Here is a 25,241-nt window from a genome sequence, read left to right on the forward strand (position 1 = left end):
AAATCCGTCCCCTTTTTTAGCACACACAACCTGGACCAAAGCGATCCCCCGCAAAGTACAGAAACTGTAAAACTAGAGCCATTGCTGCCTGGAGTCTGACAACCACCTACCGATCGGGCTTTCTTGCGACATTTCGAACTTTTGCTATAGCTAACATTCTCTCCGCCAATGAATGAGGCACCAGAATGTCAGTTGCGAAGAAAATGACGGTCGGGCAACTCACGATGTTGACAGCCGTCAACATGTTGGGCTCAGGCATTGTGCTGTTGCCGACCAAGCTCGCTGAAGTCGGCGGTATTTCCATTCTTTCCTGGCTGATCACCGCCACCGGCTCTCTGGCCCTGGCTTACGCCTTTGCGCGGTGTGGGATGCTCAGTCGCAAGACCGGGGGCATGGGCGGTTATGCCGAATACACTTTCGGCAAATCCGGCAACTACATCACGAACTACACCTATGGTCTTTCTCTGTTGATTGCCAACGTGGCGATCAGTATCACGGCGGTCGGCTATATACAGGAGTTGTTCCACATAAAGCTTGATTCGTTGCAAGTGGGTATGGCGACGATTGCCCTGTTGTGGGTCACCACGTTTGCCAATTTCGGCGGCGCGCGTATTACCGGCCGGATCGGTGCGATCACGGTCTGGGGTGTGATTGCGCCGGTGGTGCTGGTGTCCACCGTTGGCTGGTTCTGGTTCGACAGCAGCGTCTACGCCGCTGGCTGGAACCCGCACAATATGGGTTGGATGGAAGCGGCCGGCGCGTCAGTGGCTATCACCTTGTGGGCTTTCCTCGGTCTGGAGTCGGCGTGCGCCAACACCGATGCCGTAGAAAACCCTGAGAAGAACGTGCCGATTGCGGTGTTGGGTGGCACCCTCGGCGCGGCTGTCATCTACATCGTGTCGACCAACGTCATCGCCGGCATTGTTGATAACCCGGAACTGGCCGCTTCCACCGCGCCGTTCGGTCTGGTCTTCGCCAAGATGTTCACACCGCTGATCGGTGACATCGTGATGGCGGCGATGGTACTTGCCTGCATCGGTTCGCTGCTGGGTTGGCAGTTCACCATTGCCCAGGTGTACAAAAGCTCGGCGGATACGGGTTATTTCCTGTCCATCTTCGCCAAGTCCAACCAGGCCGGAACACCGATTGTCGGCATGCTGGTATTGCTGGCTGCGCAGACGGCGTTGGCACTTCTCACTATCAGCCCTGACCTCAGCAAACAGTTCGACACCCTCGTCAACCTCGCGGTGGTCACCAACCTGGTGCCATACATTCTCTCCATGGCTGCCTTGATGACCATGCAGAAGGTCTCCAACGTGCCCGAAGGCAAGGCGCTGATCACCAACATCGTTGCTTGGGTGGCTGCGGCTTACAGCTACCTGGCGCTGTACAGTTCCGGCGAGCAAGCGCTGATGCTCGGTGGCGTGGCAACCATCCTCGGCTACACGCTTTTCGGCTTCGTCAATAACCGCCTGATCCGCCTCGAAGCGCTCAACAACAGCGTACCGACACAAACTGTCAGCGCTCAGCACATCACCGCTCAGCCGGTGCCGGTCAACAACTTGCAATCAGCCGCTCTGGAGGTCCAATCATGACGGAATATAGACAGTCACTGGATATGCTCACGCTGCTGGTCAGCAGCCCGCCAGACAAGCGCACGGTCTTCGGTCGCGCCCTGACTCAGCTGATCAACGACGTGGAGGAACGCTCGGTCCACGTACTGGCCTCGGAAACCTTGAGCGACGCCACGTCAATCCTGCGCTCGGACCCGGCCGTTCAATGCGTGCTGCTCAGCTGGGAAATGGACGACAGCGAAGGCCACGAAGAATGCATCAAACTGTTGGTCAGCCTGCGCGAGCGCAACACACGGGTGCCGGTGTTCCTGATCAGCGACCGCAGCACCGCTTCGAGCATTCCCTTGGTGGTCATGCAGCACGCCGACGACTTTGTCTGGCTGCCTGAAGACACCAGTCGCTTCCTCAGCGGGCGAATCCTGGCGGCCATCGAGCGCTATCGTCAGGCCGCGCTGCCGCCGATGTTCGGCGCGCTGGTCAAGTTCTCCCGCAACTATGAATACTCGTGGCACACCCCAGGGCATGCCGGTGGCACGGCGTTTTTGAAGAGCACCGCAGGGCGCGCGTTCTACGAATTCTTCGGTGAAAACCTGCTGCGCTCCGACCTGTCGATTTCCGTCGGCGAACTCGGCTCGCTGCTCGACCACAGCGGCCCCATCGGCCAAGGCGAACGTTATGCCGCCAAGGTCTTCGGCGCCCACCGCACCTATTACGTGACCAACGGTTCTTCGATGTCTAACCGCGTCATCCTCATGGCCAGCGTTACGCGAAATCAGATTGCCCTGTGCGACCGCAACTGCCACAAATCCGCCGAACACGCGATGACCCTTTCCGGGGCCATCCCGACCTACCTGGTGCCGACGCGAAACCGCTACGGCATCATCGGTCCGATCCTGCCGCAAACACTGAGCAGCGAAGGTGTGAAAGCGGCCATCGCCAACAACCCACTGGTAAAATCCGGCATCGACCCGACGCCTGTGCACGCCATCGTCACCAACTCTACCTACGACGGCCTGACCTACAATGTCACCCGTGTCGAAGAGCTGCTGGGCCAGAGCGTCGACCGGCTGCATTTCGATGAGGCCTGGTACGGCTACGCCCGTTTCAACCCGCTGTACCGCGAGCGCCACGCCATGCATGGCAGCCCGGACGATCACGATGATTCCAAGCCAACGGTGTTCGCCACGCAGTCGACCCACAAGTTACTGGCGGCCCTGTCGCAGGCCTCGATGATTCACGTGCGCAATGGCCGCAATCCGATACATCACGGACGCTTCAACGAGTCGTTCATGATGCATGCCTCGACCTCACCCAACTACGCGATCATGGCCTCCTGCGACGTCAGCGCAGCGATGATGGAGGCGCCGAGCGGCCAGATCCTCACCAGCGAATCCATCGAAGAAGCCATCGCCTTCCGCCAGGTCATCTCGCGCATGCACAACGAGATGGCAAGCAAGAACGACTGGTTTTTCACCTGCTGGCAGCCACCGACCGTGCAAGTCGGTAATGCCTCGGTGCCATTCCATGAAGTGGATCCGGCGCTGTTGAAAATCGAGCCCAATTGCTGGGTTCTTCACCCCAATGAGGTGTGGCACGGTTTTGGTGACATCGAGGAAGGCTACTGCATGCTGGACCCAATCAAGGTCTCGGTGCTCACCCCCGGCATGGGCGATGACGGCGACCTGCTCGCTTCGGGTATCCCGGCTTGCGTGCTAACCGCGTACCTGGGGCGTCTCGGCATCGTCGTCGAGAAAACCACCGACTTTACCATTCTGTTCCTGTTCTCCATCGGTATCACCAAAGGAAAGTGGGGCACACTGGTCAACGCACTGCTCGACTTCAAGCGCGACTATGACGACAACGTCGAGCTGGAGCTGTGCCTACCGGATCTGCTAGCCGCCAACCAGGAGCGTTACGCCGGCATGGGACTCAAAGACCTGGCCGACGAAATCTTCGCGGCCATGAAGAAACACAAAACCACCGCCAACATGGCCCAGGCATTCGGCACGCTGCCGCAGGCCGAATTCAGCCCGGTTGAGGCCTACGAAAAACTGGTTCGCAACGACATCGAGCTCGTTACTCTGGAAGAAGCGCCCGGACGCATCGCTGCGACCGGTATCGTGCCGTATCCACCGGGTATTCCGCTGCTGATGCCGGGCGAGAACGCGGGACCGGCGGACGGGCCGTTGCTGGCCTATCTCAAGGCGCTGGAAAGCTTCGACAGATCCTTCCCCGGTTTCACCCATGACACCCATGGGATCGAAAGCGAAGCTGGGGTGTACCGGATGCTGGTACTGAAATAAGTAAAGGGCTGGCTTGGCCCTTCCGCCGTCCATCACTCAGATGGGCGGCTGCCTGGCTAGCGTTGTTATCTGTTGTACGGGTTTTTTCATCAGTCGAACTTGACCAAGTCCTTGAAGATCAGTTGACCCCAGCTATTTCCGCGCGCCTGCACAAAGCAGTCCACCCTACCGGGTCACTCCTCGACGCATCCATACAACCCCTGCCGCCGATCCCGATGCAAATCATTGCGCGCACTGATGCGTTTATTCCGCGCCTCGGCGAGGTTGAGTGTCGCCAGCAAAATCTGCTCGCCCCCCTGCTCCGCCGGCCCCGCCAACGGATAACCGTCAGCATCAACGATCACCGAACCTTGCACCCAACCAACCCCGCGTTCGTGACCATGCCGATCACACGCGGCGATGAACATCCGGTTCACCGACGCATTGGCCTGAACACGCACCACTTCCGCTGGACGTTCGGTCGGTGGTCGTGGTCCATCGGGCCAGTTGACCGGCGCGCAAAGAAGGTCAGCGCCGGCCAGTGCAGGCAGACGCACCCATTCGGGAAACTCCAGGTCGTAGCAAATCAGCATGCCGATTCGTCCATGGACCGTTTCGACGACTGGCGGCGCATCGTCGCCGGGGATGAATATTTCGCTTTCGGCATCCCAAAGGTGAGCCTTGCGATACACGGCGCGCAGGCCCTGGGCATCGATCATCGCTGCGCTGTTGGCCAGCTCATCGCCCTCCAGCCGTTCGCAAAAACCGCCGATCACCACAATATTCAGCTCGCGGGCGAGTGCCGCCCACAGGTTCAAGGTCGGTCCTTCGACCGTTTCTGACAAGGACAATGCTTCGCTGCGGTCGTTGAACACATAACCGCTCTGCACCAGTTCGGGCAGCACCACCACTTGCGCACCCTGCAACGCCGCCGAGCGAATCGCACGCTCAGTCAACGTCCGGTTGTAAGCAAGATCGCCAATTTTCGGTGCCACCTGGCAGCAGGCAACCACGGTATTTTTCACGCTGTTCAACGCCCCTCCTCCACAGGTTGATGCGCCATGGAAACAATGTCGCTCTCGGTGATTGAGTCGATGATCCGGCGTTCGGATTCAAGGTCGATCGAACGGCTGAGCAGGTAATACGTCAGGCCCGAAACCACCAGGCCCACCAGCCAGGCGATGTCCACCCCTTCGAGCATGCGCGCCAGCGGCCCGACGAACACCTCTTTGCCGGCAGCGGCATCGAAGATGTAGAAGAACGGCACCATCGCGGCAAAGCCGATCAGGTACGAGACGATCCCGCGAAATTGCCAGGCGCCATAAATGCCCTTCGGTGTGAAGAAGTGCGGGATCGCGTAGCGGCCTTTGCGCACGAAGAAGTAGTCGACCAGATTGACCGCGGTCCAGGGCACGAGGAAGTACAACAGCAGCACGAGGAAGGTGTTCAACAGCGCGATGCCGTCGCCTTTGATCGACAGCACGCAGGACAACAGGATGATGCTGATCGCGGAAATGGACAGCACCCGGGCGCGAGGTGTCGGAGTGATTTTTTTGATCGAGTCGACGCCGGTCAACAACGTCAGCATGGCGCTGTAGGTGTTGAGCGCGATGATCGGCAGGAAACCCGCGACCGAGACGATGACCAACACATTGCCCAGGCCCGGAATCATCGACGATCCGACCTGGTTCAGCGCCACCAGCGCGTCCGCCGCTTTCAACTGCTGCGCGAGCCAGGCGCCGAGGCCTATCATCCAGCCGCCCGACAACGATGCGCCGATGAATACGGCGGCGATCAGTTTCGGTCGACTGGTGTTTTTCGGCAGGTATCGGGAATAGTCCGAGACATACGGCGCATAGGAAATGTTGTAGCTCGCGCCAATGGCAAACAGCGTAGCGAACGCCACCCAGCTGAACCCCAGATCGGTCGCCGGTGCGACGCCCTCCTGGCCGGCGCCGAACATTAAGGCGATGGTGACCAGCGCATACAGCGGTAATGTCGCCAGCAGTGCCCACTTGAAGGCTTTGTGCATCAGGTCGTGGCCGTAGATCGACAGCAGCGCGCCAATCAGTACCACGGCGATGGCGACAATGGTCGGGTCGATACCGAAGACATGTTCCAGGCCGTTCATGATCAGCGAGATGTTCACCACATTGAAGCCGACGAACACAAACATCGTCGCCATCAAGGCCAGGATCACGCCGCGATACCCGAACTGAGCACGGGACTGGATCATTTGCGGAAGCCCCATTTCGGGACCTTGCGAGCCATGGAAGGCCATGAAGATAGTGCCGAACATGATCCCGAGTGCACCGGCCACCATCGTCCACAGCGCCGATAATCCGAGGCTCGGGCCGACAAAGCCGATGGAGATGGTGAAGAAGTGGAAGTTGCCCAAAAACCAGAAAGGGCCCTGGCTGCTGAGCTTGGCGTGACGTTCGTTTTCCGGAATGTAATCGATCGAGTGGCCTTCAATGGCCAACCCGCCACTCGCCTCGAGGGCGTGCGCAGAATGAGGAGACCCTGACATACGATTGTTCCTATGCAGTTGACTGTTGTTTTTATGGGCAAAGCGCCGGTTTCATTGCAATGTAGGGCCTGGGTCAGGGCTGTAAAATATCGCAGGCACACTGTTTACATAGATCGGCGTCTATGTGAGTGAACATTGAGGGACACCCATGCTGGGCACTGTATCGGAGCTGGATCTGCGCTTGATCCGGGTCTTTCTGACTGTCGTTGAGGCAGGCGGCATCTCGGCCGCGCAAACTGCGCTCAACACCACGCAGCCCACCATCAGTGCGCAACTGGCGACGCTGGAAGCGAGGGTGGGATTTCGTCTGTGCGAGCGAGGGCGCGGCGGGTTTTCGATGACGCCCAAGGGCGGTCAGTTTGTCGAGGCGGCCCGGCGATTGCTGGCGGCGGCCGAAGGTTTTCGGGTTGAAGTCCAGCACATCAATCGCAAGGTGTCGGGCAACATCAACATCGGTTTGCTCGGTCAGATCGACCCCGTTGCCAACAAGAAAATCGCCCTGGCCATCGCGCGTTTGCGTTCTCGCCATGAAGGGTTGTATTTCCACTTCACGGAACTGTCGTCGTCACTGCTGGAAGAGAAAATCATCAATAGTCATATCGATCTGGCGATCGGTTACTTCTGGCATCGCTTGCCCAACATCGATTACTTCCCCTTGTTCCAGGAAACCCAGATCGCCTATTGCGCCCCTGCTCATCCGCTGTTTGAGCAAGTGGGCGAGCTGACCCGGGAGGACGTCAGCGATTTCGATTGGGTATGGCCCAGCCATCCTTTGCCGGAAATGCCTGCGCCCACCTCGATCGAACGCCTGACCGTGCTTACCGACAGCATGGACGGTGCGGCGCTGCTCATTCTGTCGGGCCAGCACCTGGGCTTTCTGCCGCAGCACTATGCGGCCAAGCATGAAGAACTGGGACAGCTGCATCCGTTGAATCCCGAGTTGCTGCGCTATGAGGTCGGCTTTCATGCAGCGGTTCGGCATTCGGCACGTCAGCGTGATTTGGTGAGTGCGTTCCTCAACGAGCTGATCGATATTTTCAGTACTTAGACGCGTATTTCGCTGGTCGGGATGACGTCGATGCGTGCCACGGGCCCCGTCAAGTGCGCCAGGTCTGCATTGTGCTCGGCGATGATGTCTTCGGCGGCGAGGTTGCCGTTGTCGACGGTGGAATGCGCGTCGGCGGCGAGCACTACGTCATAGCCCAGGTTCAGGGCCTGGCGGACTGTGGCGTTGACGCAATAGTCGGTCTGCAGCCCGCAGATGATCAGGCGGTCCGAGCCAAAATCTTGCAGTAGGGCTTGTAAGTGGGTTTTGTAGAACGAGTCTCTCGTGGTTTTTCGCACGCGAAGGTCTTCCGGTGAAGTCTTCAAGCTTTCGGCCAGTTGCCAGCCTTCAGAACCCTGTTGCAGCAGGTCGCCCTTTTCTTCGTGTTGAATCAGGATGACCGGTATGCCGGCATCGCGGGCTCTGGCACTGAGGCCGTTGATGTTCTCGATGACGCGTTTGATCTCAAAGCATTCGTACTCGCCAGCGCACAAGGCGTGCTGTACGTCGATGATCAGCAGTGCAGTGGTCATGGTCCTTCCTTGAGAGGTCGGTGGATCAGGGGACAGAAAATAGATCTGTCCCCTTTGAAAAACAACCCTTAATAACCGAGCGACAACCCGGTGTTACGACGTGGGTCGTTCGCCCCGTAGAAACGGTTCTTGCCCACCGGTTTGCCTTCCAGCGAAGGCGCGCCCACCAGGATCGCCGCCACATGGTTGGCATCCTGCGGTCCGGCAAACTTGTGCCCCCAGCTTTCGAGCATCTTCACCGTGTCCGGACTGGTGGTGAAGGTCTCCAGGTTGGTTTCTTCCGGCAGCCATTGCTGGTGGAAACGGGGGGCATCGACCGCTTCCTGGATGTTCATGCCGTAGTCGATCACGTTGAGGATGGTCAGCAAGGTGGCAGTGATGATGCGACTGCCGCCAGGGGTGCCGACGACCATGACCACTTTGCCGTCCTTGGTGACGATGGTCGGGCTCATGGACGACAGCGGTGCCTTGCCGGGCGCGATGGCATTGGCTTCGCCTTGCACCAGGCCGTACATGTTGGGCACGCCGATTTTCGAGGTGAAGTCGTCCATTTCGTCGTTGAGGATGACTCCGGTTTTGCTGGCCATCACACCGGCGCCGAACCAGTCGTTGAGGGTGTAGGTCACCGACACCGCGTTGCCCCATTTATCGACGATGGAGTAATGCGTGGTGTTGCTGCCTTCATGGGGCGCTACGCCGGGTTTGAGTTCGCTCGATACGGCGGCCTTTTTCGGATCAATCGCGGCGCGGATTTTAGTCGCGTAGTTTTTGTCCAGCAGGTGGGCGATCGGGTTTTTCACGAAATCCGGGTCGCCTAGGTAGCTGTTGCGGTCCACATACGCGTGGCGCATCGCTTCGATCTGGTAATGCATGCCTTGGGCAGAGCGGTAGCCCAGGTCTTTCATCGGGTAGCCGTCGAGGATGTTCATGATCTCGCAGATCACCACACCACCGGAGCTTGGCGGCGGTGCCGAGACCACGTGATAACCCCGGTAGTCGCACTCGATTGGCGCCAGTTCACGGGTCTTGTATTTATCGAGGTCGGCCTGGGTGATGATGCCCTTGTTGGCCTGGCTGGAGGTGACGATGGCGTCGGCCACCCAGCCTTTGTAGAAACCGTCTTCGCCCTTCTCGGAAATTTCCCGCAGGGTTTTCGCCAGATCCTTCTGCACCAGTTTTTGCCCGACCTGCATCGGCTCGCCGTTGCTCAGGAAGATCGCGCCGGAATCCTTGATGTCCTTTTTGAACACGTCGGTGGCGTAGTCCAGCAAATCGACATCGCCCTGCTCCAACACAAAGCCGTCTTCGGCGAGTTTGATCGCCGGGGCAATCACTTCCTTGCGGGGTTTTGTCCCGTATTTCTTCAGGGCCAGTTCCATGCCGGACACAGTACCGGGCACGCCAACGGCCAGGTGACCGCGAGTACTCAGGTCCGGGACGACATTGCCCTCTTTGTCGAGGTACATGTTTGCGGTGGCGGCCAGGGGAGCTTTTTCGCGGAAATCGAGGAAGGTCTTGCGCCCGTCCGCCAGCTGAACGGTCATGAAACCACCGCCACCCAGGTTACCCGCGGCGGGATAGACCACCGCCAGCGCATAACCTACCGCGACGGCGGCATCGACGGCGTTGCCACCGTTCTTGAGCACATCGACGCCCACATGAGAGGCCAGGTGCTGGGCCGTGACGACCATGCCGTTTTCGGCCGCGACCGGGGCCACGGAGGCTGCGTATGCACTGAGGCAGCTGAGCGCCAAGGAGGTCGCAATCAGCGATTTGGCAAAAGGTTCGAACTTCATGAGTCGGTCTCTTTTTGTTTTTAGGCTCTGTTTAAAAACGGAGAAAACGTTTCAATAGCAGTACGCAGTATGGCTGGGATTGCGTATTGCGCCTCCCCGTCGAGGCAGTATGCTTGGCCTCTGTTCAGCCCTTCTGCGGAGTTCGCCGGCATGACCTACACCTTCACCACCCTGGCGTCTCCGGTCGGCGAGCTGAAGCTGGTCGCGAAAGATTCAAGACTGGCTGCCATCCTCTGGGAAAACGACAAACCGAACCGCGTACGGCTTGGCCCGATGAGCGAGGCACCGGATAACCCGATCCTCATGCGCGCCGTTCAGCAGCTGCAGGAATACTTTGCCGGCACCCGAAATCGCTTCGAGCTGGAACTGGATTTTGCCGGGACGGACTTTCAGAAGAAGGTGTGGCAGGCGCTGTTGACCATTCCGTTTGGCGAGACGCGCAGTTACAGCGAGATTGCCGAGCAGATTGGCAATCCGAGCGCGGTCCGGGCGGTGGGCGCGGCGAATGGCAAGAACCCGATCTCGATTGTTGCGCCGTGTCATCGGGTGATTGGGGCATCGGGGAAGTTAACGGGGTTTGCGGGTGGGCTTGAGGCGAAGGAGCGGTTGTTGATGCTGGAGGGTTGCGAGTGGTCGGGGGCCAGCCGAACAGGCGAATTGTTCTGACTGTCCAAAACACCTGTAGCAGCTGTCGAGCTCCGCGAGGCAGCGTTCGGCGGCGAAGCCGTCGTGAGATCCGGCAACGCGTTGTTTCAGGAAAACCTCATGCGCAGGTTTTACGACGGCTTCGCCGCCGAACGCTGCCTCGCGGAGCTCGACAGCTGCTACAGGACAAGCGTCGTTCAGATGAAGATATTTTTCATCGCCGCATACTGCAACAACATAATCGTCTTGGCATCGCAGATCTCCCCGCGATAAAACGCCTCGAGCGCCTCGTCGAATGTCCACTCCAGTACTTCCAGTTCTTCGGTCTCTTCTTCCAGCCCACCGCCCTCGCTGACCTTCGACGCGGCGTCATATTCTGCGATGAAGAAGTGCAGTTTTTCGGTGACCGAGCCTGGGCTCATATAGGCCTCGAACACCTTTTGTACGTGGTGAACGCGATAGCCGGTTTCTTCTTCGGCTTCGGCGCGGATGCGTTCTTCAGGTGCCGCGCCTTCGAGCAGCCCCGCCGCCACTTCGATCAGCAAACCATCGTGGCCATTGACGAACACCGGAAGCCGAAATTGACGTGTCAGCACGACAGTTCTTTTCTCGCGGTTGAACAGCAGAATCGCCACGCCATTGCCACGGTCGTACACCTCGCGGGTCTGGCGCTGCCAGTCGCCGTTGTTACGCAGATAGTCGAAAGTGATTTTCTTCAGCAGGTACCAGTCGTGGGACAACACCTGGGACTCAATGATGTTGACCCGTTCGGCTGTGTTCGCCATCACAACGCATCCTTTTTTCGTCAGAAGATCCCCATGGTAGGCGAAAACGAAAAAGCCCGGCATCTCTGCCGGGCTTCTTTTTACGGCTGGCTGGCAACTTCAGGCAGCGCGCTGTCTTCATGGGAAGAGAACTGCTTGCCATTGATCAACGGCCCGTAACGACGGCTGAACTCCCAGTTGTAAGGCACGCGGTCCCTATTGATCCCATTGTCCCAGTTCACCGACCAGGTCATCAGGCCCTTGATCGAAAGCCCCTTGGCGTCGAGACGCTTGAAGGCATTCACCACGGCCGACGGGTTGATCACGTAACCGGTGGCTGCAGCGTCGACGTTGGCGGGAAGGCCGATCACGAACTTGTCCGCAGGAATTCTGGTGAACCCGCGAGTGCCACTCACCAGGCTTTCGGTCAGGTAAAACAGGAAGTCCTCTTTCAGCGCGTCGTTGTTCTGGGCAATCCACGCGCCATTGCCGTTGTTGGTTTCCGGCACCCAGATGCCGTCACCGCCCTGGTTGTAATATTGCGGGGCGATGAAGTCGTAATAGCCTTCCAGGGCCTGGAGGTAGCCGACGTATTTGCCGGCGGTGGTCAGGTACGGAAACTCCGGGGCCATGCTGATGATGAAGTGTTTGCCTTCACCGGCGTAATGGTCCTTGACCTGTTTCAGCGCGGCAGGCAGGACGGTCTTGTTGTCGGCGAAATCAATCGCACTCTGTTCAAGATCGATGTCCAGCCCATCGAAGCCGTAGGTTTCCACCAGACGGATGATTTCATTGGCCAGCGGCTGTTCGTTGCCTTTGTGCAGTTCGATGTGCGCGTCGGCGCCACCGAGGGAAATCAGCACCGCCCTGCCCTGACTGTTCAGCACGCCGACCTGGCGACGGAACTCGGCGTCGGACAGGTTGTACGGCTTGAAGGTCGGGATGCCGTTGCCCTTCATGAAGGCCACGGCCACCACGTTGTATTCCTTGGGCACATCCTGCAGCGCGATGTCGCCGAACTGGCCCCGCTGGTAACCGTCGCTCGGGCCGGCGGGCCAGTTGTGCCAGAAGCCCATGAGGATCTTTTTGCCGGCAATGCTCGGCATCAACGACGCCGCATCGGCGAGTGGCGATTTCAGTAACGTAAAGTCGAACGTTGACATGTTCTATTCCTTGAACGTGTGGGGTTTGAACACCGCAGGCTTATTTGAAGTCCACGTCGAACGCTTGGTAAAAGGCGTTGCCTGTGTTGGCCACGATCCACATCAGCACGATGACGTGAGGGCCTTTCTTGTTGCCCGGCAATTTCACTTCGTGGTTGACCCTGGCCTTCATCTCGGTGGAATGGCTGTAGTACGGGACCAGGGTGTAGAAGTCGTCGGAGAACGATGTCGGCTCCAGTTGCGCCCGGCTGATGCGCTTTTTCGGGTTCCAGCCATCCTTGGTGACGAACCAGCGGTAGCCGCGGGTGACGTGGGGCGCGGTGTATTCCCAGGTGACCTTGAAGGTCTGGCCCGGATCGACATTCAGCAAAGGCCAGGTGAACGGGCGGCCGAGTTTGAGGCTCATTTCTTCGTTGGTGAAGTTGATGCAGTCACGGGCATCCGTCTTGCCACCGCTGAGGATATTGCCATCAGCGGGTGGCGTGACACTGTCGCTGTCGGTTTGATACGGCGTCGGGAATGGCCCCGCCGTCAGCGACGGGAAGTTCTTGCCGCCTTCCATTTCGTTGACTTGCCAGTTGCCCAGCAGCCCCAGCTCGACGGCGACCGCACCGCGGCTGGAGGGGGAAGTGACACGACCGTGTCGAAGTTGTGTTTGAGTCTGTGGCTGGTTCATGTTTTTCACTCCGTTGATTTAAGAACTCTCCTTCCTGAGGAGAGGCCTTCAACCTAACGGAGCTGTTTTTTTTGTCCATCGACCCATTTTTTGCCCGGATGAGTCTGCCGTGGCAGACCATCCGCGAATACTGGATATATAACCAGTATCCTAATCCAAGTCCTACGCCCTGTGTAGCAAAAGGATTACAACGCAAGGCAGCAATCGGGGACTTCGTGCAGCTTAGGAAAGCTGTGCCTTGTATTCCTTCTCGTACTGGCCGGCCAGGGTCTCTTTCTGCTTCTCGTCGAGCAGTTTGCCGGCCATCTGGAAGAACTTCTGCTCTTCCTCTTTCAAGTGGTGATGAACCTTATCGGACAGCTTCTTGGCGGTCGCCAGCCAGGCCGGGCTGGACATCTCCGTCTCATCCAGCTCTTCCATCATCTCGTCCATCTCGTGGTGCTCGGAGATGGCATGGCGGCTAAGGTCGACACCGTTGTCGAACTCCATCAGCGGGATGTAGAAATGGCGCTCCTCGGCGGTTTCGTGGGCCTGGAGTTCGGACTTGAGCTGTTTGTATGCCTCGACCCGTTCCGGGGTGTCGCCGCTGGTCTTGATCAGCGCTTTGGCGTAGGTGCGTTGGCGGTCGTGACTTTCACGCAGGGCTTCAAAAATATTCACGGGTGATCCTCATTGGCCGCGTTCTGGAATGACGCTGTTTAGGCTAGACATCCGGGCGCGAGCGAGGGTTCCACTCAAGGGGCTGGAACTACCGTCGGGGTACACGTTAGGCTTGCGGATGTTGTCCCCTCATGGCCATAAGGATTGAGCTGATGGAACTGCGAATCGAACAGTCGCAAAAACCCACCGAAGCCGAAGAGCAGGCGATTCTGCTGCCGTTGCGCGCGTATAACGCGTCAAAGGCCGGGGTCTCGAAGCAGGAGCCCATTGCCCTTCTGATCCGCGACGAACACAACGAGATTCTCGGCGGCCTGCATGGCCGGGTTTTTTATCAATGGTTGTACATCGAGTTGCTGTCGGTACCGGAACAGGGCCGAGGACAGGGCCTAGGCACTCGGTTGATGCAAATGGCCGAAGACCTGGCACGGGAGAAGGCATGCATCGGGGTCTGGCTCGACACCTTCGACTTCCAGGCGCCGGGGTTCTACAAGAAGCTGGGCTACAGCGAGGTAGGCCAGATTGTCGACTATCCGCCGGGGCATAAGCGCTTCTTTTTCCAGAAGCGCCTGATCAACGACGTATAACCTGCTCATGGGATTCACACCCTCCAACTGTGGGAGCTAGCCTGCTGGCGATAGCGTTGGGTCAGGCGAAATCTCTGTTGAATCGCAAACCGCTATCGCCAGCAGGCTAGCTCCCACAGTGGACGGTGTGGGTCATGCCTCAATTCAGAGGCAGGTCGCGAGCGCCGCGAGGCGGCGCTTGGCCACAAAGTCGTCCTGCTGCGCGTAGTAACTCAACACGGTGCCTGACGCATCGGTGGTCACGTCGACAAAGGACTCAGCCGAACGCGTGTACACGGTGGACCCACTCTTCTCACCCGGCTGCAAATACGCACCGGCATCAACACCGAACACCGCCTCGTCCTGCCAGGAAAACTGCACGCACTGGGCGACGACTTTTTCCGGTTTGTCCGATTTCAGGGTTTTGTAAGGGGCTTTGGTGCGGGCATCGTTCATCACCGAGCCGGCGCATCCCGCCAGCAACGTTGCGGCCAGCGCCACCATCAGAATTCGCATTGTGTTCGCTCATCAAGAAAAAGCGGACTGTATCACCGTGGCACGGCGTATCGTTCTGCTTTACTTCATTTATACCGCGACACCGAGTGACGATTCGCGCACCCTGTCGCGCCATTAACGTCGCATCGCCCATTTTGCCGGGCCCATTTTTCTGGAAAGGTCATGACCCCCAACGCCGAGTTTTACAAACCGACCGCCGAATACGCTGACAAGCTGATCAGCCAGATCGGTCAGACGCCGTCCTGGATCGCCAAGCGAATTGGCGTCACCGACAAACGAATCCGTTACATCCTCGACGGCGAACGCACCGTCAAAGGCGAAACCACGCCGATCCAGATGACCTACCCCGAGCAGTTTGCGCTCGAGTGCCTGGCCGCTGCGGCCAAGGCCAAGAAGCAATCTTCGTAACCCCAGCCTCAAGGAGCGACCATGGCGGCAACCGAACAGCAACACGAGCAGGCGCTGAAGACGTTTCTCGATGCGCGCCCCGAGCTGCGCGTCGAACTCGACAACCTCAACCCGCTGTTGGCTCAGGCCAAGGGCGAGACCGCGGCGCAGTACCGCGACGAGCGCTTGCATGAGGCCTTCGAAGCCGAAGCCGAGCGCCTGGGTTTGTTTGCCTGGGAGCTGACATTACAGCTGACCGCCGCGACGGCCGAGGACTATCAGGCCCAACGCATGGAAGTGCACAAGGAAGTGGCCGAGATGGCCGGTATGGACTGGCTGGAGTATTGCGAGTTATATGGATTGACCAAGTGACCGTCACGGTCGCTGCCTGAGGACGACTTGCGCCGATGTTGCCATCCCTCTCAACTTCTCGCGCGAGTCCCGGCCATCTGCATATCCAGAAATGGCGCGGACGCATCGGCATGGCACTGGTGGCCGCGCTCTCGGTCCTCGCCGGCATGACCGACGCCATCGGCTTCATGGCCAGTGGCGATTTTGTCTCTTTCATGAGCGGCAACACCACCCGCCTCGCCGTGGCCATCAGCGATGGTGATTTCGGCCTGACCTTGCGCCTGTCGATTCTCGTGGCGACCTTCATCGTCGGCAACGCCTTGGGCATTGTCGTCAGCCGTCTCGGTGGCCGCCGGGCGCTGCCCTTGCTGCTGTGCATTGCGATGCTGCTCTGCGGCGCCGCAGCCTGGCCGTACGACGAACAACTGCCGGCGCTGCTGGCAGCCATCATCGCCATGGGCATGCTCAATGCGGCGGTGGAAGAAGTGAACGGCCTGCCGGTCGGCCTCACTTACGTCACCGGCGCCCTGTCGCGCTTCGGCCGCGGGCTGGGGCGGTGGATGCTCGGTGAGCGGCGCAATGGCTGGCGGGTTCAGTTGGTTCCCTGGACGGGCATGTTTGCCGGTGCAGTGATTGGTGCGGTGCTGGAACATCACCTTGGACTCAAGGCGTTGTTTGTCAGCGGGTTGCTGGCGGGGGTGATCGGGTTGCTGTCGCTGAAGATTCCGCGGCGGTGGCAGTTGGGGTATATGCCGCGTTGAGCGGTGCCTGTCAGGCAGCCATCGCGAGCAGGCTCACTCCCACAGGGGTTTTGTGGTGGATTTCAATGTTGTGCACGACACAAGCCCCTTGTAGGAGCGAGCCTGCTCGCGATGGCCGCGACTCGGTCTACGAGTAAACCCCCTTCGCCGCCCCGGCGATAAAGCTTTATCATGGCCACAGTTTTGCTGATCGAGTCCGTCATGAAGTTCGCCATCGCGCTGTTTTCCGCCGCCCATGCGCCCTCCTCGCGCCGTGCCTTGCTGTTTGCCCAGGCTGCGCTGGCCGGCGGGCATGAGATTGTCCGGCTGTTTTTCTATCAGGACGGCGTCTACAACGCCTCCGGCAGCGTGGTCACGCCGCAGGATGAGCTGGACCTGCCCAAGCAATGGCGCGCTTTTGTCAGCGAGCATCAATTGGACGGCGTGGTGTGTATCGCCGCCGCCCTGCGCCGTGGCGTGTTGAACGAAGAGGAAGCCGGGCGCTATCAGCGTGACGCCGCTTCCGTGAGCGCGCCGTGGGAATTGTCCGGCCTCGGCCAGTTGCATGACGCGGTGCAAGACGCTGACCGCCTGATCTGTTTCGGAGGCGCTTGAGATGCCTAAATCCTTGCTGATCATCAGCCGACAGGCCCCATGGTCCGGGCCGAGCGCCCGGGAAGCGCTGGACATCGTGCTGGCCGGCGGCGCGTTCGACCTGCCGATCGGCCTGCTGTTTCTCGATGACGGCGTGCTCCAACTCGCCGCGAAACAGAACGCCAAGGCCCTGCAACAGAAAGACCTGAGCGCCAACCTGCAAGCGTTGCCGATGTTCGGTGTTGAAGACCTGTTTGTCTGTGGCGACAGCGCTGCCGAACGGGGTCTGGACCTCAGCGGTCGGTCGCTTGAAGAAGCCCAGGTGCTGGCCGCCCACGAAATCACTGCACTTATTGACCGTTACGACCAGGTGATCACCTTCTGATGTCGACTTTGCATGTGTTGTCTCATTCCCCGTTCGGCGATGATCGCCTGTCCAGTTGCCTGCGTGTGATCGGCACGAACGACGCGTTGTTGCTGACCGGTGACGCGGTTTATGCGCTGCAGCCGGGCACCGCGCCGTTCAACGCGCTGAACGCCCGCCAACTGACACTGTTCGTACTGGCCGAAGACGCCCAGGCTCGCGCGCTTGAGATTCCTGACGCGGCCAAGGCCATCGATTACCCGGCCTTCGTCGAGCTGTCGATTCACTACGACAAGGTCAACAGCTGGCTATGAATTCCCTGACCGTCGGCCCACGCGCCATCGAGTTGGACAAGGACGGATTCCTGGTCGAACTCAGCGACTGGTCCAATGAAGTGGCCAGCGCCCTCGCCGCTGCCGAAGACATCGAGTTGAGCCCGGAGCACTGGGAAATCCTCGAATTGCTGCGCAGTTTCTACGCCGAATTCCAGCTGTCCCCGGCCACTCGCCCGCTGATCAAGTACACCGCGCTGAAACTTGGCCCGGAAAAAGGCAACAGCCTGCACCTGAACCGACTTTTCAAAGGCACCCCTGCCAAACTCGCCGCAAAACTGGCGGGCCTGCCCAAACCGACGAATTGCTTATGACCGACTATCCAGCGCTGACCCTCGAAACGCCCGCCGAACACCCGTTCGCCCAGTTCGTACGGATCCTCGGCAAAGGCAAGCGTGGCGCCCGCGACCTGACCCGGGTCGAAGCGCGGGAAGCCATGGGCATGGTGCTCGATGACAAGGTCGAGGACACCCAGCTCGGCGCGTTCCTGATGCTGTTGCGGCACAAGGAAGAAAGCGCCGAGGAAATGGCTGGCTTCACCGAAGCCCTGCGTGAACGGCTGAACCCGCCAGCGCTGGCGGTGGATCTGGACTGGCCGACGTATGCCGGCAAGAAGCGTCACCTGCCGTGGTATCTGTTGGCGGCCAAATGCCTGGCGCAGAACGGTGTGCGCATCTTCATGCACGGCGCTGGCGCCCACACGGCCGGTCGGCTGTACAGCGAGCAACTGCTGGACGCGTTGAACATTCCGCTGTGCCGCGACTGGCAGCAGGTCGGATCGGCACTCGAAAACGGTGGCTTGGCGTTTATGCCGCTGGTGGATTGGGCGCCGCAACTTCAGCGCATGATCGACCTGCGCAATACCTTAGGGCTGCGTTCACCGATCCATTCCCTCACCCGTATCCTCAATCCGCTGGGCGCTCGCTGCGGCCTGCAAAGCATTTTCCACCCTGGCTATCAGGCGGTGCATCGCGATGCCAGCGGCTTGCTCGGCGACACCGCGATTGTGATCAAGGGCGATGGTGGCGAAATAGAGATCAACCCGGACGCCGACAGCCACCTGTACGGCACCACCGGCGGCGAAAGCTGGGACGAGGAATGGCCGCAGATGTCGACCCAGCGCCACGTCAAACCCGCCTCGCTCGATCCTGAGCATTTGAAAGCCGTCTGGCGCGGTGATGTGGTCGACAGCTACCCGCAAATGGCCCTGATCTCGACCATGGCCCTCGCGTTGCGCGGCCTCGGTCACACGCGCGAACACGCCTTCGAAACCGCCCAGCAGTATTGGGACGCTCGGGACAGATCGATTTAACCGATCATAACCCTCCAACCTTTGCGCTTTTTTATCGAACCTATGCGAATAGACTCCTCTCCAACGCTTATCGGTTGAGGAGTCTTGAACATGGGTTTGTTAGTTGAAGGTCGCTGGCATGACCAGTGGTACGAAAGCAGCAAGGACGGCGCGTTCCAGCGTGAACAGGCGCAACGTCGTAACTGGCTGACCGCCGACGGCAAGCCCGGCCCGACGGGTGTCGGCGGCTTTGCTGCAGAAGCCGGTCGTTATCATCTCTACGTATCCCTCGCCTGTCCGTGGGCCCATCGCACGCTGATCCTGCGCAAACTCAAAGGCCTCGACAACCTGATCGACGTCTCGGTGGTCAGCTGGCTGATGCTGGAAAACGGCTGGACCTTCGACCAGAACCTGGGCTCGACCGGCGACAAGCTCGGTCATTTCGATTTCATGCACCAGCGCTACACCGCCGATACCGCCAACTACACCGGCCGCGTCACCGTGCCGGTGCTCTGGGACAAACAGCAGAATCGCATCGTCAACAATGAATCGGCGGAGATTATCCGCATGTTCAATGGCGCTTTCGATGACCTGACCGGCAACGACCTGGATTTCTATCCGGCGCCGTTGCGCGGTGAGATCGATGCGCTGAATGAGCGGATTTATCCGGCGGTGAACAACGGTGTTTATCGCGCCGGGTTTGCCACCTCGCAGGCGGCTTATGAAGAAGCGTTCGATGGATTGATTGCGGAACTGGATCGATTGGAAGAGCTGTTAGGCGCCAATCGTTACCTGGCTGGCGAATACCTGACCGAAGCTGATATTCGGCTGTTCACCACGCTGATTCGTTTTGACGCGGTGTATCACGGCCACTTCAAGTGCAACCTGCGGCGGATCGCCGATTATCCGAACCTGTCTAACTGGCTGCGGGAGATTTACCAGTGGCCGGGGATTGCCGAGACGGTGGATTTCCAGCACATCAAAAATCACTACTACGGCAGCCACAAGACCATCAACCCGACGGGGGTTGTGCCGAAAGGGCCGGCGCAGGATTTCACAGCAACCCATGATCGGGCGCGGTTGAGTGGGAAAGGGGTTTGGCGCCGGGCCTGAGGTTTGTACCGTTTTTGAGGACCCCAATCGCTAGCAGGCTAGCTCCCACGGGGGATTTGTGTCGTTCACAAATCCCCTGTGGGAGCTAGCCTGCTAGCGATTGGGGCGACTCGGTCCTCAGACCTGCGCCTGAGCGCCCTCGAACCACGCCAGTTTCTCGCGCAATTGCACCACTTCCCCAACGATCACCAGCGTCGGTGCATGCACTTCATGCTCCGCCACCAGTCGAGGAAGGTCGGCCAGCGTGCCGGTAAACACCCGCTGATTGACCGTGGTGCCCTGCTGAATCAATGCCGCCGGGGTATCCGCCCCGCGACCATGCTTGATCAACTGCTCGCAGATGATCGGCAAGCCCACCAGCCCCATGTAAAACACCAGGGTTTGCGCCGGCGCGACCAGGTCGGCCCACGGTAAATCGGTGGAACCGTCCTTCAAGTGCCCGGTGACAAATCGCACCGACTGCGCGTAATCGCGGTGAGTCAGCGGAATCCCGGCGTACGCCGCGCAACCGCTGGCGGCCGTGATACCCGGCACCACCTGGAACGGGATGCCCTGGGCCGCCAGTTCTTCAATCTCTTCACCGCCGCGACCGAAGATGAACGGATCACCGCCCTTCAATCGCACGACCCGCTTGCCTTGCTTGGCCAGATCCACCAATTGCTGGTTGATCTGATCCTGAGGCACGGCGTGATCGGCGCGCCGCTTGCCGACGTAAACCCGCTCGGCATCGCGACGGCACAAATCGAGAATCGCGGGGGCGACCAAACGGTCATACAGCACCACATCGGCTTGCTGCATCAGGCGCAAGGCACGGAAGGTCAGCAAGTCCGGATCACCAGGACCTGCGCCGACCAAATACACTTCCCCGGTAGCAACCGGCGCTTCGCCATTGATCTTCGCCAGCATCAAGCGTTCGGCTTCGGCGCCCTGCCCGGCCAGTTGCCGGTCGGCAATCGGGCCCTGGAATACATCTTCCCAGAACGCCCGGCGCTGCTGCACATCCGGAAACAGGCGTTTGACCTGGCTGCGAAAACGCGCCGCCAGACCGGCCAGCTGACCATAGGTGGAAGGAATCCAGGTTTCCAGCTTGGCGCGGATCAACCGCGCCAGTACCGGCGCATCGCCGCCGCTGGACACCGCAATAATCAAGGGCGATCGGTCGACGATCGCCGGGAAGATCACGCTGCACAAGGCTGGCGCGTCCACCACGTTGACCGGCACGCAACGCCGATGGGCATCGGCGGAGACTTGCGCGTTCAGCGGTTCGTCGTCGGTGGCGGCAATGATCAGCCCGCAACCGTCCAGGTCCGCTGCGACGTAGCCCCGTAACAGGCACTCGCCACCGCTGCCGGCAACCAGTTCGCGCAACTGCGGTTCGATTTCAGGTGCAACCACCCGCAGCAGCGCACCGGCTTCGGCCAGCAGGCGGGATTTGCGCAAGGCAATTTCCCCGCCGCCGACGACCAACACACGACTGCCGCGAAGATTATGAAACAGCGGCAGATAGTCCATTTAGCCGATGACCTCAAGGCCACCCATGTACGGTTTCAGCACTTCAGGCACGCGGATCGAACCGTCGGCCTGCTGGTAGTTTTCCAGCACCGCCACCAGCGTCCGACCGACCGCCAGGCCGGAACCGTTCAGGGTGTGAACCAGTTCAGGCTTGCCGGTTTCCGGGTTGCGGAAACGCGCTTGCATACGACGGGCCTGGAAGTCGCCGCAGTTGGAGCACGACGAAATCTCGCGGTACTTGTCCTGGCTCGGAATCCACACTTCCAGGTCGTAGGTCTTGACCGCGCTGAAGCCCATGTCGCCGGTGCACAGCGCAATCGTGCGATAAGGCAATTCCAGCAGTTGCAGGACTTTTTCGGCGTTGGCGGTCAGGCCTTCCAACGCGTCCATCGAGGTCGACGGCTCAACGATCTGGACCATCTCGACTTTGTCGAACTGGTGCTGACGGATCATGCCGCGGGTGTCACGGCCCGAAGCACCGGCTTCACTGCGGAAGCACGGGGTGTGGGCAACGAACTTGATCGGCAGCAGTTTCGAATCGACGATTTCGCCGGCAACAATGTTGGTCAGCGACACTTCAGCGGTCGGGATCAAGTACAGATCGGCTTCGCCTTCGCGGCTGATCTTGAACAGGTCTTCTTCGAACTTCGGCAGCTGACCCGTGCCTTGCAGCGCCGGCGCTTGAACCAGATAAGGCGTGTAGGCCTCTTCGTAACCGTGTTCGCTGGTGTGCAGGTTGATCATGAACTGCGCCAGGGCGCGGTGCATGCGAGCGATCGGGCCGCGCAACAGGGCAAAGCGGGCGCCGGACAGCTTGGCGGCGGTTTCGAAGTCCAGCCAGCCGAACTTCTCGCCCAGGGCCACGTGGTCCTGAACCGGGAAATCGAAAGCGGTCGGGGTGCCCCAGCGGCGCACTTCGACGTTGCCGTCTTCGTCATCACCGAGTGGCACGGATTCGTGCGGCAGGTTCGGGATGCCGAGCAGGATCGAATCCAGATCGGTCTGGATTTTTTCGAGAGCGATCTTTCCGTTGTTCAGTTGGCTGCCCATGTTCTCGACATTAGCCATCAGCGGAGCAATATCTTCGCCGCGCTGCTTGGCCTGACCAATGCTTTTGGAGATCGCGTTACGATCAGCCTGTAGCTTTTCAGTTTCGGTCTGGACTTCCTTGCGCTGTTCTTCCAGCGCTTCGATGCGCGCAACATCCAGCGTGTAGCCACGGGATGCCAGGCGGTCCGCTACGTCCTGAAGGTTGCTACGTAACAGTTTGGAATCGAGCATGTCGGTCTCTCGTTATCAAAGTTTGGTCAAGGACAGGCCAGCCCAGGTCGCGAGCAGCCCTCCGAATACGCTGATGGCAGCATAGCCCAGGGCTAGCGGCATTTGCCCGGTTTCGAGCAGGCGCACCGTATCCAGTGAAAAGGATGAAAAAGTCGTCAGCCCCCCTAGGAAGCCGACCATCAACCCGGCGCGCACCTCGATCGGCACCTCCGGGCGGATCAAAAACAGACCGTACAAAACGCCGATCAGCAAACAGCCGACGATATTAACGGCCAGCGTCGCGGTATAGAAGTGCCGCGGCCAATTAGCGTTGACCCAGTTACCGGTAGCAAAGCGCAACAGTGTTCCGGCGACACCGCCGACGGAGACCGCAATGACCAAAGGAATCACTATTTTCTCCGCTGCCGGGGGCTTAGACGGTCAAGTTGTGCGAGGTGATTGAGTTTTTCGCCGATCTTCAGCTCAAGGCCGCGAGGCACTGGCTGGTAGAACGGTTGTGGCTCAAGTTCTTCGGGGAAGTAGTCTTCGCCAGCGGCGTAAGCGTCCGGCTCATCGTGGGCGTAACGGTATTCATCGCCGTAACCCAATTGCTTCATCAGCTTGGTCGGCGCATTGCGCAGGTGCAGCGGCACCTCTAGCGAACCATGTTCGGTGGCGCTGCGCAGGGCGGCTTTGAAACCCATATACACCGCATTGCTTTTCGGCGCGCAGGCCAGGTAGGTGATGGCTTGGGCCACCGCCAATTCGCCTTCGGGACTGCCGAGACGCTCCTGCACTTCCCACGCCGCGAGGCACAGACTGAGGGCACGAGGGTCGGCGTTGCCGATGTCTTCGCTGGCCATGCGCACCACGCGCCGTGCCAGGTACAGCGGATCGCAACCGCCGTCGATCATTCGCGCGAACCAGTACAGCGCGCCGTCTGGATTGGAGCCGCGCACCGATTTATGCAGCGCGGAAATCTGGTCGTAGAACGCTTCGCCACCCTTGTCGAAACGCCGACGGGTATCGCCGAGCAGACTTTGCAGCAGATCGATGCCGATCTCGCTGTTGTCTTCAGCCAGGTCCGAGGCGTTTTCCAACAGGTTGAGCAGACGGCGGCCATCGCCATCGGCGGCGGACAACAGCATCTGGAAGCCTTCATCGCTGAGGGTCAGTTGCCGCTTGCCCAAACCACGTTCTTCGGTCAGCGCGCGATGCACCAGTTTGCGCAACGCCGCTTCGTCGAGGCTTTTGAGCACGTAGACGCGCGCCCGGGAGAGCAAGGCGTTGTTGAGTTCGAACGAGGGGTTTTCCGTGGTCGCGCCGATGAAAATCAGCGTGCCGTCTTCAACGTAGGGCAGGAATGCATCCTGCTGCGACTTGTTGAAACGGTGCACTTCATCGACGAACAGAATGGTGCGTTTGCCGTACTGCCCGGCCTGCTGCTTGGCGATTTCCACCGCCTGACGGATTTCCTTCACGCCGGCCAATACCGCCGAGACCGTTTCGAAGTGCGCATCCGAGACTTCCGCCAGCAACCGCGCCAGGGTGGTTTTGCCCACGCCCGGCGGCCCCCAGAAGATCATCGAGTGCAGGGCACCCTGCTCCAGGGCTTCGCGCAAAGGCTTGCCGCGAGCGAGCAGGTGTTCCTGACCGACGTACTCATCCAGATTGGCTGCGCGCAGGCGTGCGGCCAAGGGTTGAGCGATCGGGGCACTGCGAAACAGGTCCATCACGTGCGGTTGAAACCTCGCTTTATTACGCAGCTCTCAAGTCTGGCGAAATCCTGTGGCGAGGGAGCTTGCTCCCGCTGGACTGCGCAGCAGTCCCATTTTTGGGGGTGCTTCGCGCCCCAGCGGGAGCAAGCTCCCTCGCCACACAAGCCCGTTCCCACAGGTTTGCGTATTATTCCTGGATCACGTCGGCACCCTTGGGGATGTCGAACTTGAACTTGGACGCCGGGATCGGCTCGTTGGCCTTCACGCCGGTGAACAGGATGTTGGTGCGCTGGCCGACGCTGTCGATCAGTTGCATGTCATTGACCAGGCCATTGCGGAACGACAGACGCAGGCTGTCGAACAGGGTGTCCTTGGTTTTTGGCTTCAAGGTGAAGTCGATCACGCCGCCGGCTTCCTTGGCGCTGATGTCGAAGCTCTGGCTGATCTTCGACACATCACCAGACAGCAGCAGCGCCGGGGTCTGGGTCAGGCGCTGGTCGAGGGTCTTGATGGTGACCTGCTCCAGGTCCGGGTCCCACAGGGACACCTTCTTGCCATCGGAGACCATCAATTGCTCTTGTGGTGCGTCGGTGTGCCAATAGAACAGGCCAGGACGCTGCAGGGACATTTGCCCGGCGGTTTCCTGCAATTGAGTGCCGCTGCCATCCAGCGTCAGCTGAGAGAAGCGTGCAGTCAGGGTCTGGGATTTTTCCAGCAGTTGGGTCAGACGCGCCACGTCCTTGTCATCGGCGTGGGCCGAGAGCGTGGTCAAAGCCAGTACCGGCAGCAACAGCATGCGGATAAGACGCATGGGAGTCCTCATAACATTCGT

Annotated in this window: 27 protein-coding genes and 1 pseudogene; 14 read left to right on the forward strand and 14 right to left on the reverse strand. The window is 59.7% G+C overall.

The window, feature by feature from the left end; genetic code table 11:
- Window positions 1–185 precede the first annotated feature (185 nt).
- The gene (gene potE / locus ACA070_RS19690; protein WP_497447994.1) at window positions 186–1,595 is read left to right on the forward strand and encodes a putrescine-ornithine antiporter; all 1,410 of its coding nucleotides are present in this window, start codon (window positions 186–188) and stop codon (window positions 1,593–1,595) included.
- Window positions 1,592–3,877 (forward strand): Orn/Lys/Arg family decarboxylase, encoded by a 2,286-nt coding sequence (locus ACA070_RS19695; protein WP_497447995.1) that lies wholly within the window; start codon window positions 1,592–1,594, stop codon window positions 3,875–3,877. Before potE ends, ACA070_RS19695 begins: the two co-directional genes overlap by 4 nt.
- A gap of 173 nt (window positions 3,878–4,050) precedes the next feature.
- Here the strand turns inward: ACA070_RS19695 and ACA070_RS19700 are convergent, their stop codons facing one another.
- A complete protein-coding gene (locus ACA070_RS19700; RefSeq protein WP_497447996.1) occupies window positions 4,051–4,890 on the reverse strand; it encodes a nitrilase family protein in 840 nt (279 codons plus the stop codon).
- Window positions 4,887–6,386, reverse strand: coding sequence for a purine-cytosine permease family protein (locus tag ACA070_RS19705; protein ID WP_497447997.1), 1,500 nt, complete (start codon window positions 6,384–6,386; stop codon window positions 4,887–4,889). Before ACA070_RS19705 ends, ACA070_RS19700 begins: the two co-directional genes overlap by 4 nt.
- 148 nt (window positions 6,387–6,534) lie before the next feature.
- Here ACA070_RS19705 and ACA070_RS19710 point away from each other — a divergent pair, with 148 nt between their 5' ends.
- Window positions 6,535–7,434, forward strand: a complete 900-nt coding sequence (locus ACA070_RS19710) for a LysR family transcriptional regulator (protein WP_497447998.1) — start codon at window positions 6,535–6,537, stop codon at window positions 7,432–7,434.
- On the opposite strand, the gene ACA070_RS19715 is transcribed toward ACA070_RS19710, so the two are convergent.
- Together ACA070_RS19715 and ggt are read right to left on the reverse strand one after the other, a co-directional pair.
- The gene (locus tag ACA070_RS19715; protein ID WP_497447999.1) at window positions 7,431–7,964 is read right to left on the reverse strand and encodes a cysteine hydrolase family protein; all 534 of its coding nucleotides are present in this window, start codon (window positions 7,962–7,964) and stop codon (window positions 7,431–7,433) included. The genes ACA070_RS19710 and ACA070_RS19715 overlap by 4 nt on opposite strands.
- A 68-nt stretch (window positions 7,965–8,032) precedes the next feature.
- The gene (gene ggt / locus ACA070_RS19720; protein WP_462027778.1) at window positions 8,033–9,760 is read right to left on the reverse strand and encodes a gamma-glutamyltransferase; all 1,728 of its coding nucleotides are present in this window, start codon (window positions 9,758–9,760) and stop codon (window positions 8,033–8,035) included.
- Window positions 9,761–9,910: 150 nt separating this feature from the next.
- Here ggt and ACA070_RS19725 point away from each other — a divergent pair, with 150 nt between their 5' ends.
- Window positions 9,911–10,426 carry a methylated-DNA--[protein]-cysteine S-methyltransferase gene (locus ACA070_RS19725; protein WP_497448000.1) on the forward strand — a complete coding sequence of 172 codons (516 nt, stop codon included), beginning with the start codon at window positions 9,911–9,913 and terminating at the stop codon, window positions 10,424–10,426.
- A gap of 176 nt (window positions 10,427–10,602) precedes the next feature.
- Here ACA070_RS19725 and ACA070_RS19730 read toward each other — a convergent pair whose 3' ends face one another.
- The 4 genes and pseudogenes from ACA070_RS19730 to ACA070_RS19745 all read right to left on the reverse strand — a co-directional run bounded on the left by ACA070_RS19730 (window position 10,603) and on the right by ACA070_RS19745 (window position 13,668).
- Window positions 10,603–11,190 carry an NUDIX domain-containing protein gene (locus ACA070_RS19730; RefSeq protein WP_497317136.1) on the reverse strand — a complete coding sequence of 196 codons (588 nt, stop codon included), beginning with the start codon at window positions 11,188–11,190 and terminating at the stop codon, window positions 10,603–10,605.
- Between the two features lie 140 nt (window positions 11,191–11,330).
- Window positions 11,331–12,332 (reverse strand): annotated as a pseudogene (locus tag ACA070_RS19735) (chitinase); the annotation flags it as partial.
- A 40-nt stretch (window positions 12,333–12,372) separates the two neighbouring features.
- Window positions 12,373–13,008 (reverse strand): lytic polysaccharide monooxygenase auxiliary activity family 9 protein, encoded by a 636-nt coding sequence (locus ACA070_RS19740; protein ID WP_497448001.1) that lies wholly within the window; start codon window positions 13,006–13,008, stop codon window positions 12,373–12,375.
- Between the two features lie 222 nt (window positions 13,009–13,230).
- Window positions 13,231–13,668, reverse strand: a complete 438-nt coding sequence (locus ACA070_RS19745; RefSeq protein ID WP_497448002.1) for a hemerythrin domain-containing protein — start codon at window positions 13,666–13,668, stop codon at window positions 13,231–13,233.
- A 152-nt stretch (window positions 13,669–13,820) separates the two neighbouring features.
- Here ACA070_RS19745 and ACA070_RS19750 point away from each other — a divergent pair, with 152 nt between their 5' ends.
- On the forward strand, window positions 13,821–14,252 hold the full coding sequence (locus ACA070_RS19750) for a GNAT family N-acetyltransferase (RefSeq protein ID WP_497448003.1): 432 nt from the start codon (window positions 13,821–13,823) through the stop codon (window positions 14,250–14,252).
- A gap of 144 nt (window positions 14,253–14,396) precedes the next feature.
- On the opposite strand, the gene ACA070_RS19755 is transcribed toward ACA070_RS19750, so the two are convergent.
- A complete protein-coding gene (locus ACA070_RS19755) occupies window positions 14,397–14,747 on the reverse strand; it encodes a hypothetical protein (RefSeq protein WP_497448004.1) in 351 nt (116 codons plus the stop codon).
- Between the two features lie 162 nt (window positions 14,748–14,909).
- On the opposite strand from ACA070_RS19755, the gene ACA070_RS19760 reads away from it, so the two are divergent.
- The 9 genes from ACA070_RS19760 to ACA070_RS19800 all read left to right on the forward strand — a co-directional run bounded on the left by ACA070_RS19760 (window position 14,910) and on the right by ACA070_RS19800 (window position 19,919).
- On the forward strand, window positions 14,910–15,155 hold the full coding sequence (locus ACA070_RS19760) for a hypothetical protein (RefSeq protein ID WP_054053620.1): 246 nt from the start codon (window positions 14,910–14,912) through the stop codon (window positions 15,153–15,155).
- 21 nt (window positions 15,156–15,176) lie between these two features.
- On the forward strand, window positions 15,177–15,506 hold the full coding sequence (locus tag ACA070_RS19765) for a DUF6388 family protein (protein WP_497448005.1): 330 nt from the start codon (window positions 15,177–15,179) through the stop codon (window positions 15,504–15,506).
- A gap of 35 nt (window positions 15,507–15,541) precedes the next feature.
- A complete protein-coding gene (locus ACA070_RS19770) occupies window positions 15,542–16,246 on the forward strand; it encodes a YoaK family protein (protein WP_497448006.1) in 705 nt (234 codons plus the stop codon).
- A gap of 201 nt (window positions 16,247–16,447) precedes the next feature.
- Window positions 16,448–16,840, forward strand: coding sequence for a sulfurtransferase complex subunit TusD (gene tusD / locus ACA070_RS19775; protein ID WP_461959344.1), 393 nt, complete (start codon window positions 16,448–16,450; stop codon window positions 16,838–16,840).
- A gap of 1 nt (window position 16,841) precedes the next feature.
- Window positions 16,842–17,204, forward strand: coding sequence for a sulfurtransferase complex subunit TusC (gene tusC, locus ACA070_RS19780; protein WP_497448007.1), 363 nt, complete (start codon window positions 16,842–16,844; stop codon window positions 17,202–17,204).
- Window positions 17,204–17,497 (forward strand): sulfurtransferase complex subunit TusB, encoded by a 294-nt coding sequence (tusB, locus tag ACA070_RS19785; RefSeq protein WP_497448008.1) that lies wholly within the window; start codon window positions 17,204–17,206, stop codon window positions 17,495–17,497. The genes tusC and tusB overlap by 1 nt, the downstream gene beginning before the upstream one ends.
- Window positions 17,494–17,829, forward strand: coding sequence for a TusE/DsrC/DsvC family sulfur relay protein (locus ACA070_RS19790; RefSeq protein WP_497448009.1), 336 nt, complete (start codon window positions 17,494–17,496; stop codon window positions 17,827–17,829). Before tusB ends, ACA070_RS19790 begins: the two co-directional genes overlap by 4 nt.
- Entirely contained in the window at window positions 17,826–18,827 is a 1,002-nt protein-coding gene (locus tag ACA070_RS19795) for a glycosyl transferase family protein (RefSeq protein ID WP_497448010.1), read from the forward strand. Before ACA070_RS19790 ends, ACA070_RS19795 begins: the two co-directional genes overlap by 4 nt.
- Window positions 18,828–18,917: 90 nt before the next feature.
- Window positions 18,918–19,919 carry a glutathione S-transferase family protein gene (locus tag ACA070_RS19800; protein WP_497448011.1) on the forward strand — a complete coding sequence of 334 codons (1,002 nt, stop codon included), beginning with the start codon at window positions 18,918–18,920 and terminating at the stop codon, window positions 19,917–19,919.
- A 117-nt stretch (window positions 19,920–20,036) separates the two neighbouring features.
- On the opposite strand, the gene cysG is transcribed toward ACA070_RS19800, so the two are convergent.
- The 5 genes from cysG to lolA form a co-directional block, all read right to left on the reverse strand.
- A complete protein-coding gene (gene cysG, locus ACA070_RS19805; protein ID WP_497448012.1) occupies window positions 20,037–21,431 on the reverse strand; it encodes a siroheme synthase CysG in 1,395 nt (464 codons plus the stop codon).
- Window positions 21,432–22,712 (reverse strand): serine--tRNA ligase, encoded by a 1,281-nt coding sequence (gene serS / locus ACA070_RS19810; RefSeq protein ID WP_497448013.1) that lies wholly within the window; start codon window positions 22,710–22,712, stop codon window positions 21,432–21,434. It lies immediately after the preceding gene.
- A 15-nt stretch (window positions 22,713–22,727) separates the two neighbouring features.
- Complete coding sequence (crcB, locus tag ACA070_RS19815) at window positions 22,728–23,102, reverse strand: fluoride efflux transporter CrcB (protein WP_461954768.1); 375 nt, start codon at window positions 23,100–23,102, stop codon at window positions 22,728–22,730.
- The gene (locus tag ACA070_RS19820) at window positions 23,102–24,424 is read right to left on the reverse strand and encodes a replication-associated recombination protein A (protein WP_497451993.1); all 1,323 of its coding nucleotides are present in this window, start codon (window positions 24,422–24,424) and stop codon (window positions 23,102–23,104) included. The genes crcB and ACA070_RS19820 overlap by 1 nt, the downstream gene beginning before the upstream one ends.
- Window positions 24,425–24,596: 172 nt before the next feature.
- Window positions 24,597–25,220 (reverse strand): outer membrane lipoprotein periplasmic chaperone LolA, encoded by a 624-nt coding sequence (gene lolA, locus ACA070_RS19825; RefSeq protein ID WP_007904916.1) that lies wholly within the window; start codon window positions 25,218–25,220, stop codon window positions 24,597–24,599.
- Between the last annotated feature and the right edge of the window lie 21 nt (window positions 25,221–25,241).

The organism is Pseudomonas sp. LBUM1678 (genome assembly GCF_059695575.1).

What these genes read in the sequence shown, in the direction of transcription:
- ACA070_RS19730 (WP_497317136.1), bottom strand. Translation starts at nt 11,190, where the DNA reads ATGGCGAACACAGCCGAACGGGTCAACATCATTGAGTCCCAGGTGTTG.
- ggt (WP_462027778.1), bottom strand. Translation starts at nt 9,760, where the DNA reads ATGAAGTTCGAACCTTTTGCCAAATCGCTGATTGCGACCTCCTTGGCG.
- ACA070_RS19795 (WP_497448010.1), top strand. Translation starts at nt 17,826, where the DNA reads ATGACCGACTATCCAGCGCTGACCCTCGAAACGCCCGCCGAACACCCG.
- tusC (WP_497448007.1), top strand. Translation starts at nt 16,842, where the DNA reads ATGCCTAAATCCTTGCTGATCATCAGCCGACAGGCCCCATGGTCCGGG.
- ACA070_RS19790 (WP_497448009.1), top strand. Translation starts at nt 17,494, where the DNA reads ATGAATTCCCTGACCGTCGGCCCACGCGCCATCGAGTTGGACAAGGAC.
- ACA070_RS19695 (WP_497447995.1), top strand. Translation starts at nt 1,592, where the DNA reads ATGACGGAATATAGACAGTCACTGGATATGCTCACGCTGCTGGTCAGC.
- tusD (WP_461959344.1), top strand. Translation starts at nt 16,448, where the DNA reads ATGAAGTTCGCCATCGCGCTGTTTTCCGCCGCCCATGCGCCCTCCTCG.
- ACA070_RS19770 (WP_497448006.1), top strand. Translation starts at nt 15,542, where the DNA reads ATGTTGCCATCCCTCTCAACTTCTCGCGCGAGTCCCGGCCATCTGCAT.
- ACA070_RS19755 (WP_497448004.1), bottom strand. Translation starts at nt 14,747, where the DNA reads ATGCGAATTCTGATGGTGGCGCTGGCCGCAACGTTGCTGGCGGGATGC.
- lolA (WP_007904916.1), bottom strand. Translation starts at nt 25,220, where the DNA reads ATGCGTCTTATCCGCATGCTGTTGCTGCCGGTACTGGCTTTGACCACG.
- cysG (WP_497448012.1), bottom strand. Translation starts at nt 21,431, where the DNA reads ATGGACTATCTGCCGCTGTTTCATAATCTTCGCGGCAGTCGTGTGTTG.
- tusB (WP_497448008.1), top strand. Translation starts at nt 17,204, where the DNA reads ATGTCGACTTTGCATGTGTTGTCTCATTCCCCGTTCGGCGATGATCGC.
- ACA070_RS19740 (WP_497448001.1), bottom strand. Translation starts at nt 13,008, where the DNA reads ATGAACCAGCCACAGACTCAAACACAACTTCGACACGGTCGTGTCACT.
- ACA070_RS19725 (WP_497448000.1), top strand. Translation starts at nt 9,911, where the DNA reads ATGACCTACACCTTCACCACCCTGGCGTCTCCGGTCGGCGAGCTGAAG.
- ACA070_RS19750 (WP_497448003.1), top strand. Translation starts at nt 13,821, where the DNA reads ATGGAACTGCGAATCGAACAGTCGCAAAAACCCACCGAAGCCGAAGAG.
- ACA070_RS19760 (WP_054053620.1), top strand. Translation starts at nt 14,910, where the DNA reads ATGACCCCCAACGCCGAGTTTTACAAACCGACCGCCGAATACGCTGAC.
- ACA070_RS19715 (WP_497447999.1), bottom strand. Translation starts at nt 7,964, where the DNA reads ATGACCACTGCACTGCTGATCATCGACGTACAGCACGCCTTGTGCGCT.
- ACA070_RS19705 (WP_497447997.1), bottom strand. Translation starts at nt 6,386, where the DNA reads ATGTCAGGGTCTCCTCATTCTGCGCACGCCCTCGAGGCGAGTGGCGGG.
- serS (WP_497448013.1), bottom strand. Translation starts at nt 22,712, where the DNA reads ATGCTCGATTCCAAACTGTTACGTAGCAACCTTCAGGACGTAGCGGAC.
- ACA070_RS19800 (WP_497448011.1), top strand. Translation starts at nt 18,918, where the DNA reads ATGGGTTTGTTAGTTGAAGGTCGCTGGCATGACCAGTGGTACGAAAGC.
- ACA070_RS19765 (WP_497448005.1), top strand. Translation starts at nt 15,177, where the DNA reads ATGGCGGCAACCGAACAGCAACACGAGCAGGCGCTGAAGACGTTTCTC.
- ACA070_RS19710 (WP_497447998.1), top strand. Translation starts at nt 6,535, where the DNA reads ATGCTGGGCACTGTATCGGAGCTGGATCTGCGCTTGATCCGGGTCTTT.
- ACA070_RS19820 (WP_497451993.1), bottom strand. Translation starts at nt 24,424, where the DNA reads ATGGACCTGTTTCGCAGTGCCCCGATCGCTCAACCCTTGGCCGCACGC.
- potE (WP_497447994.1), top strand. Translation starts at nt 186, where the DNA reads ATGTCAGTTGCGAAGAAAATGACGGTCGGGCAACTCACGATGTTGACA.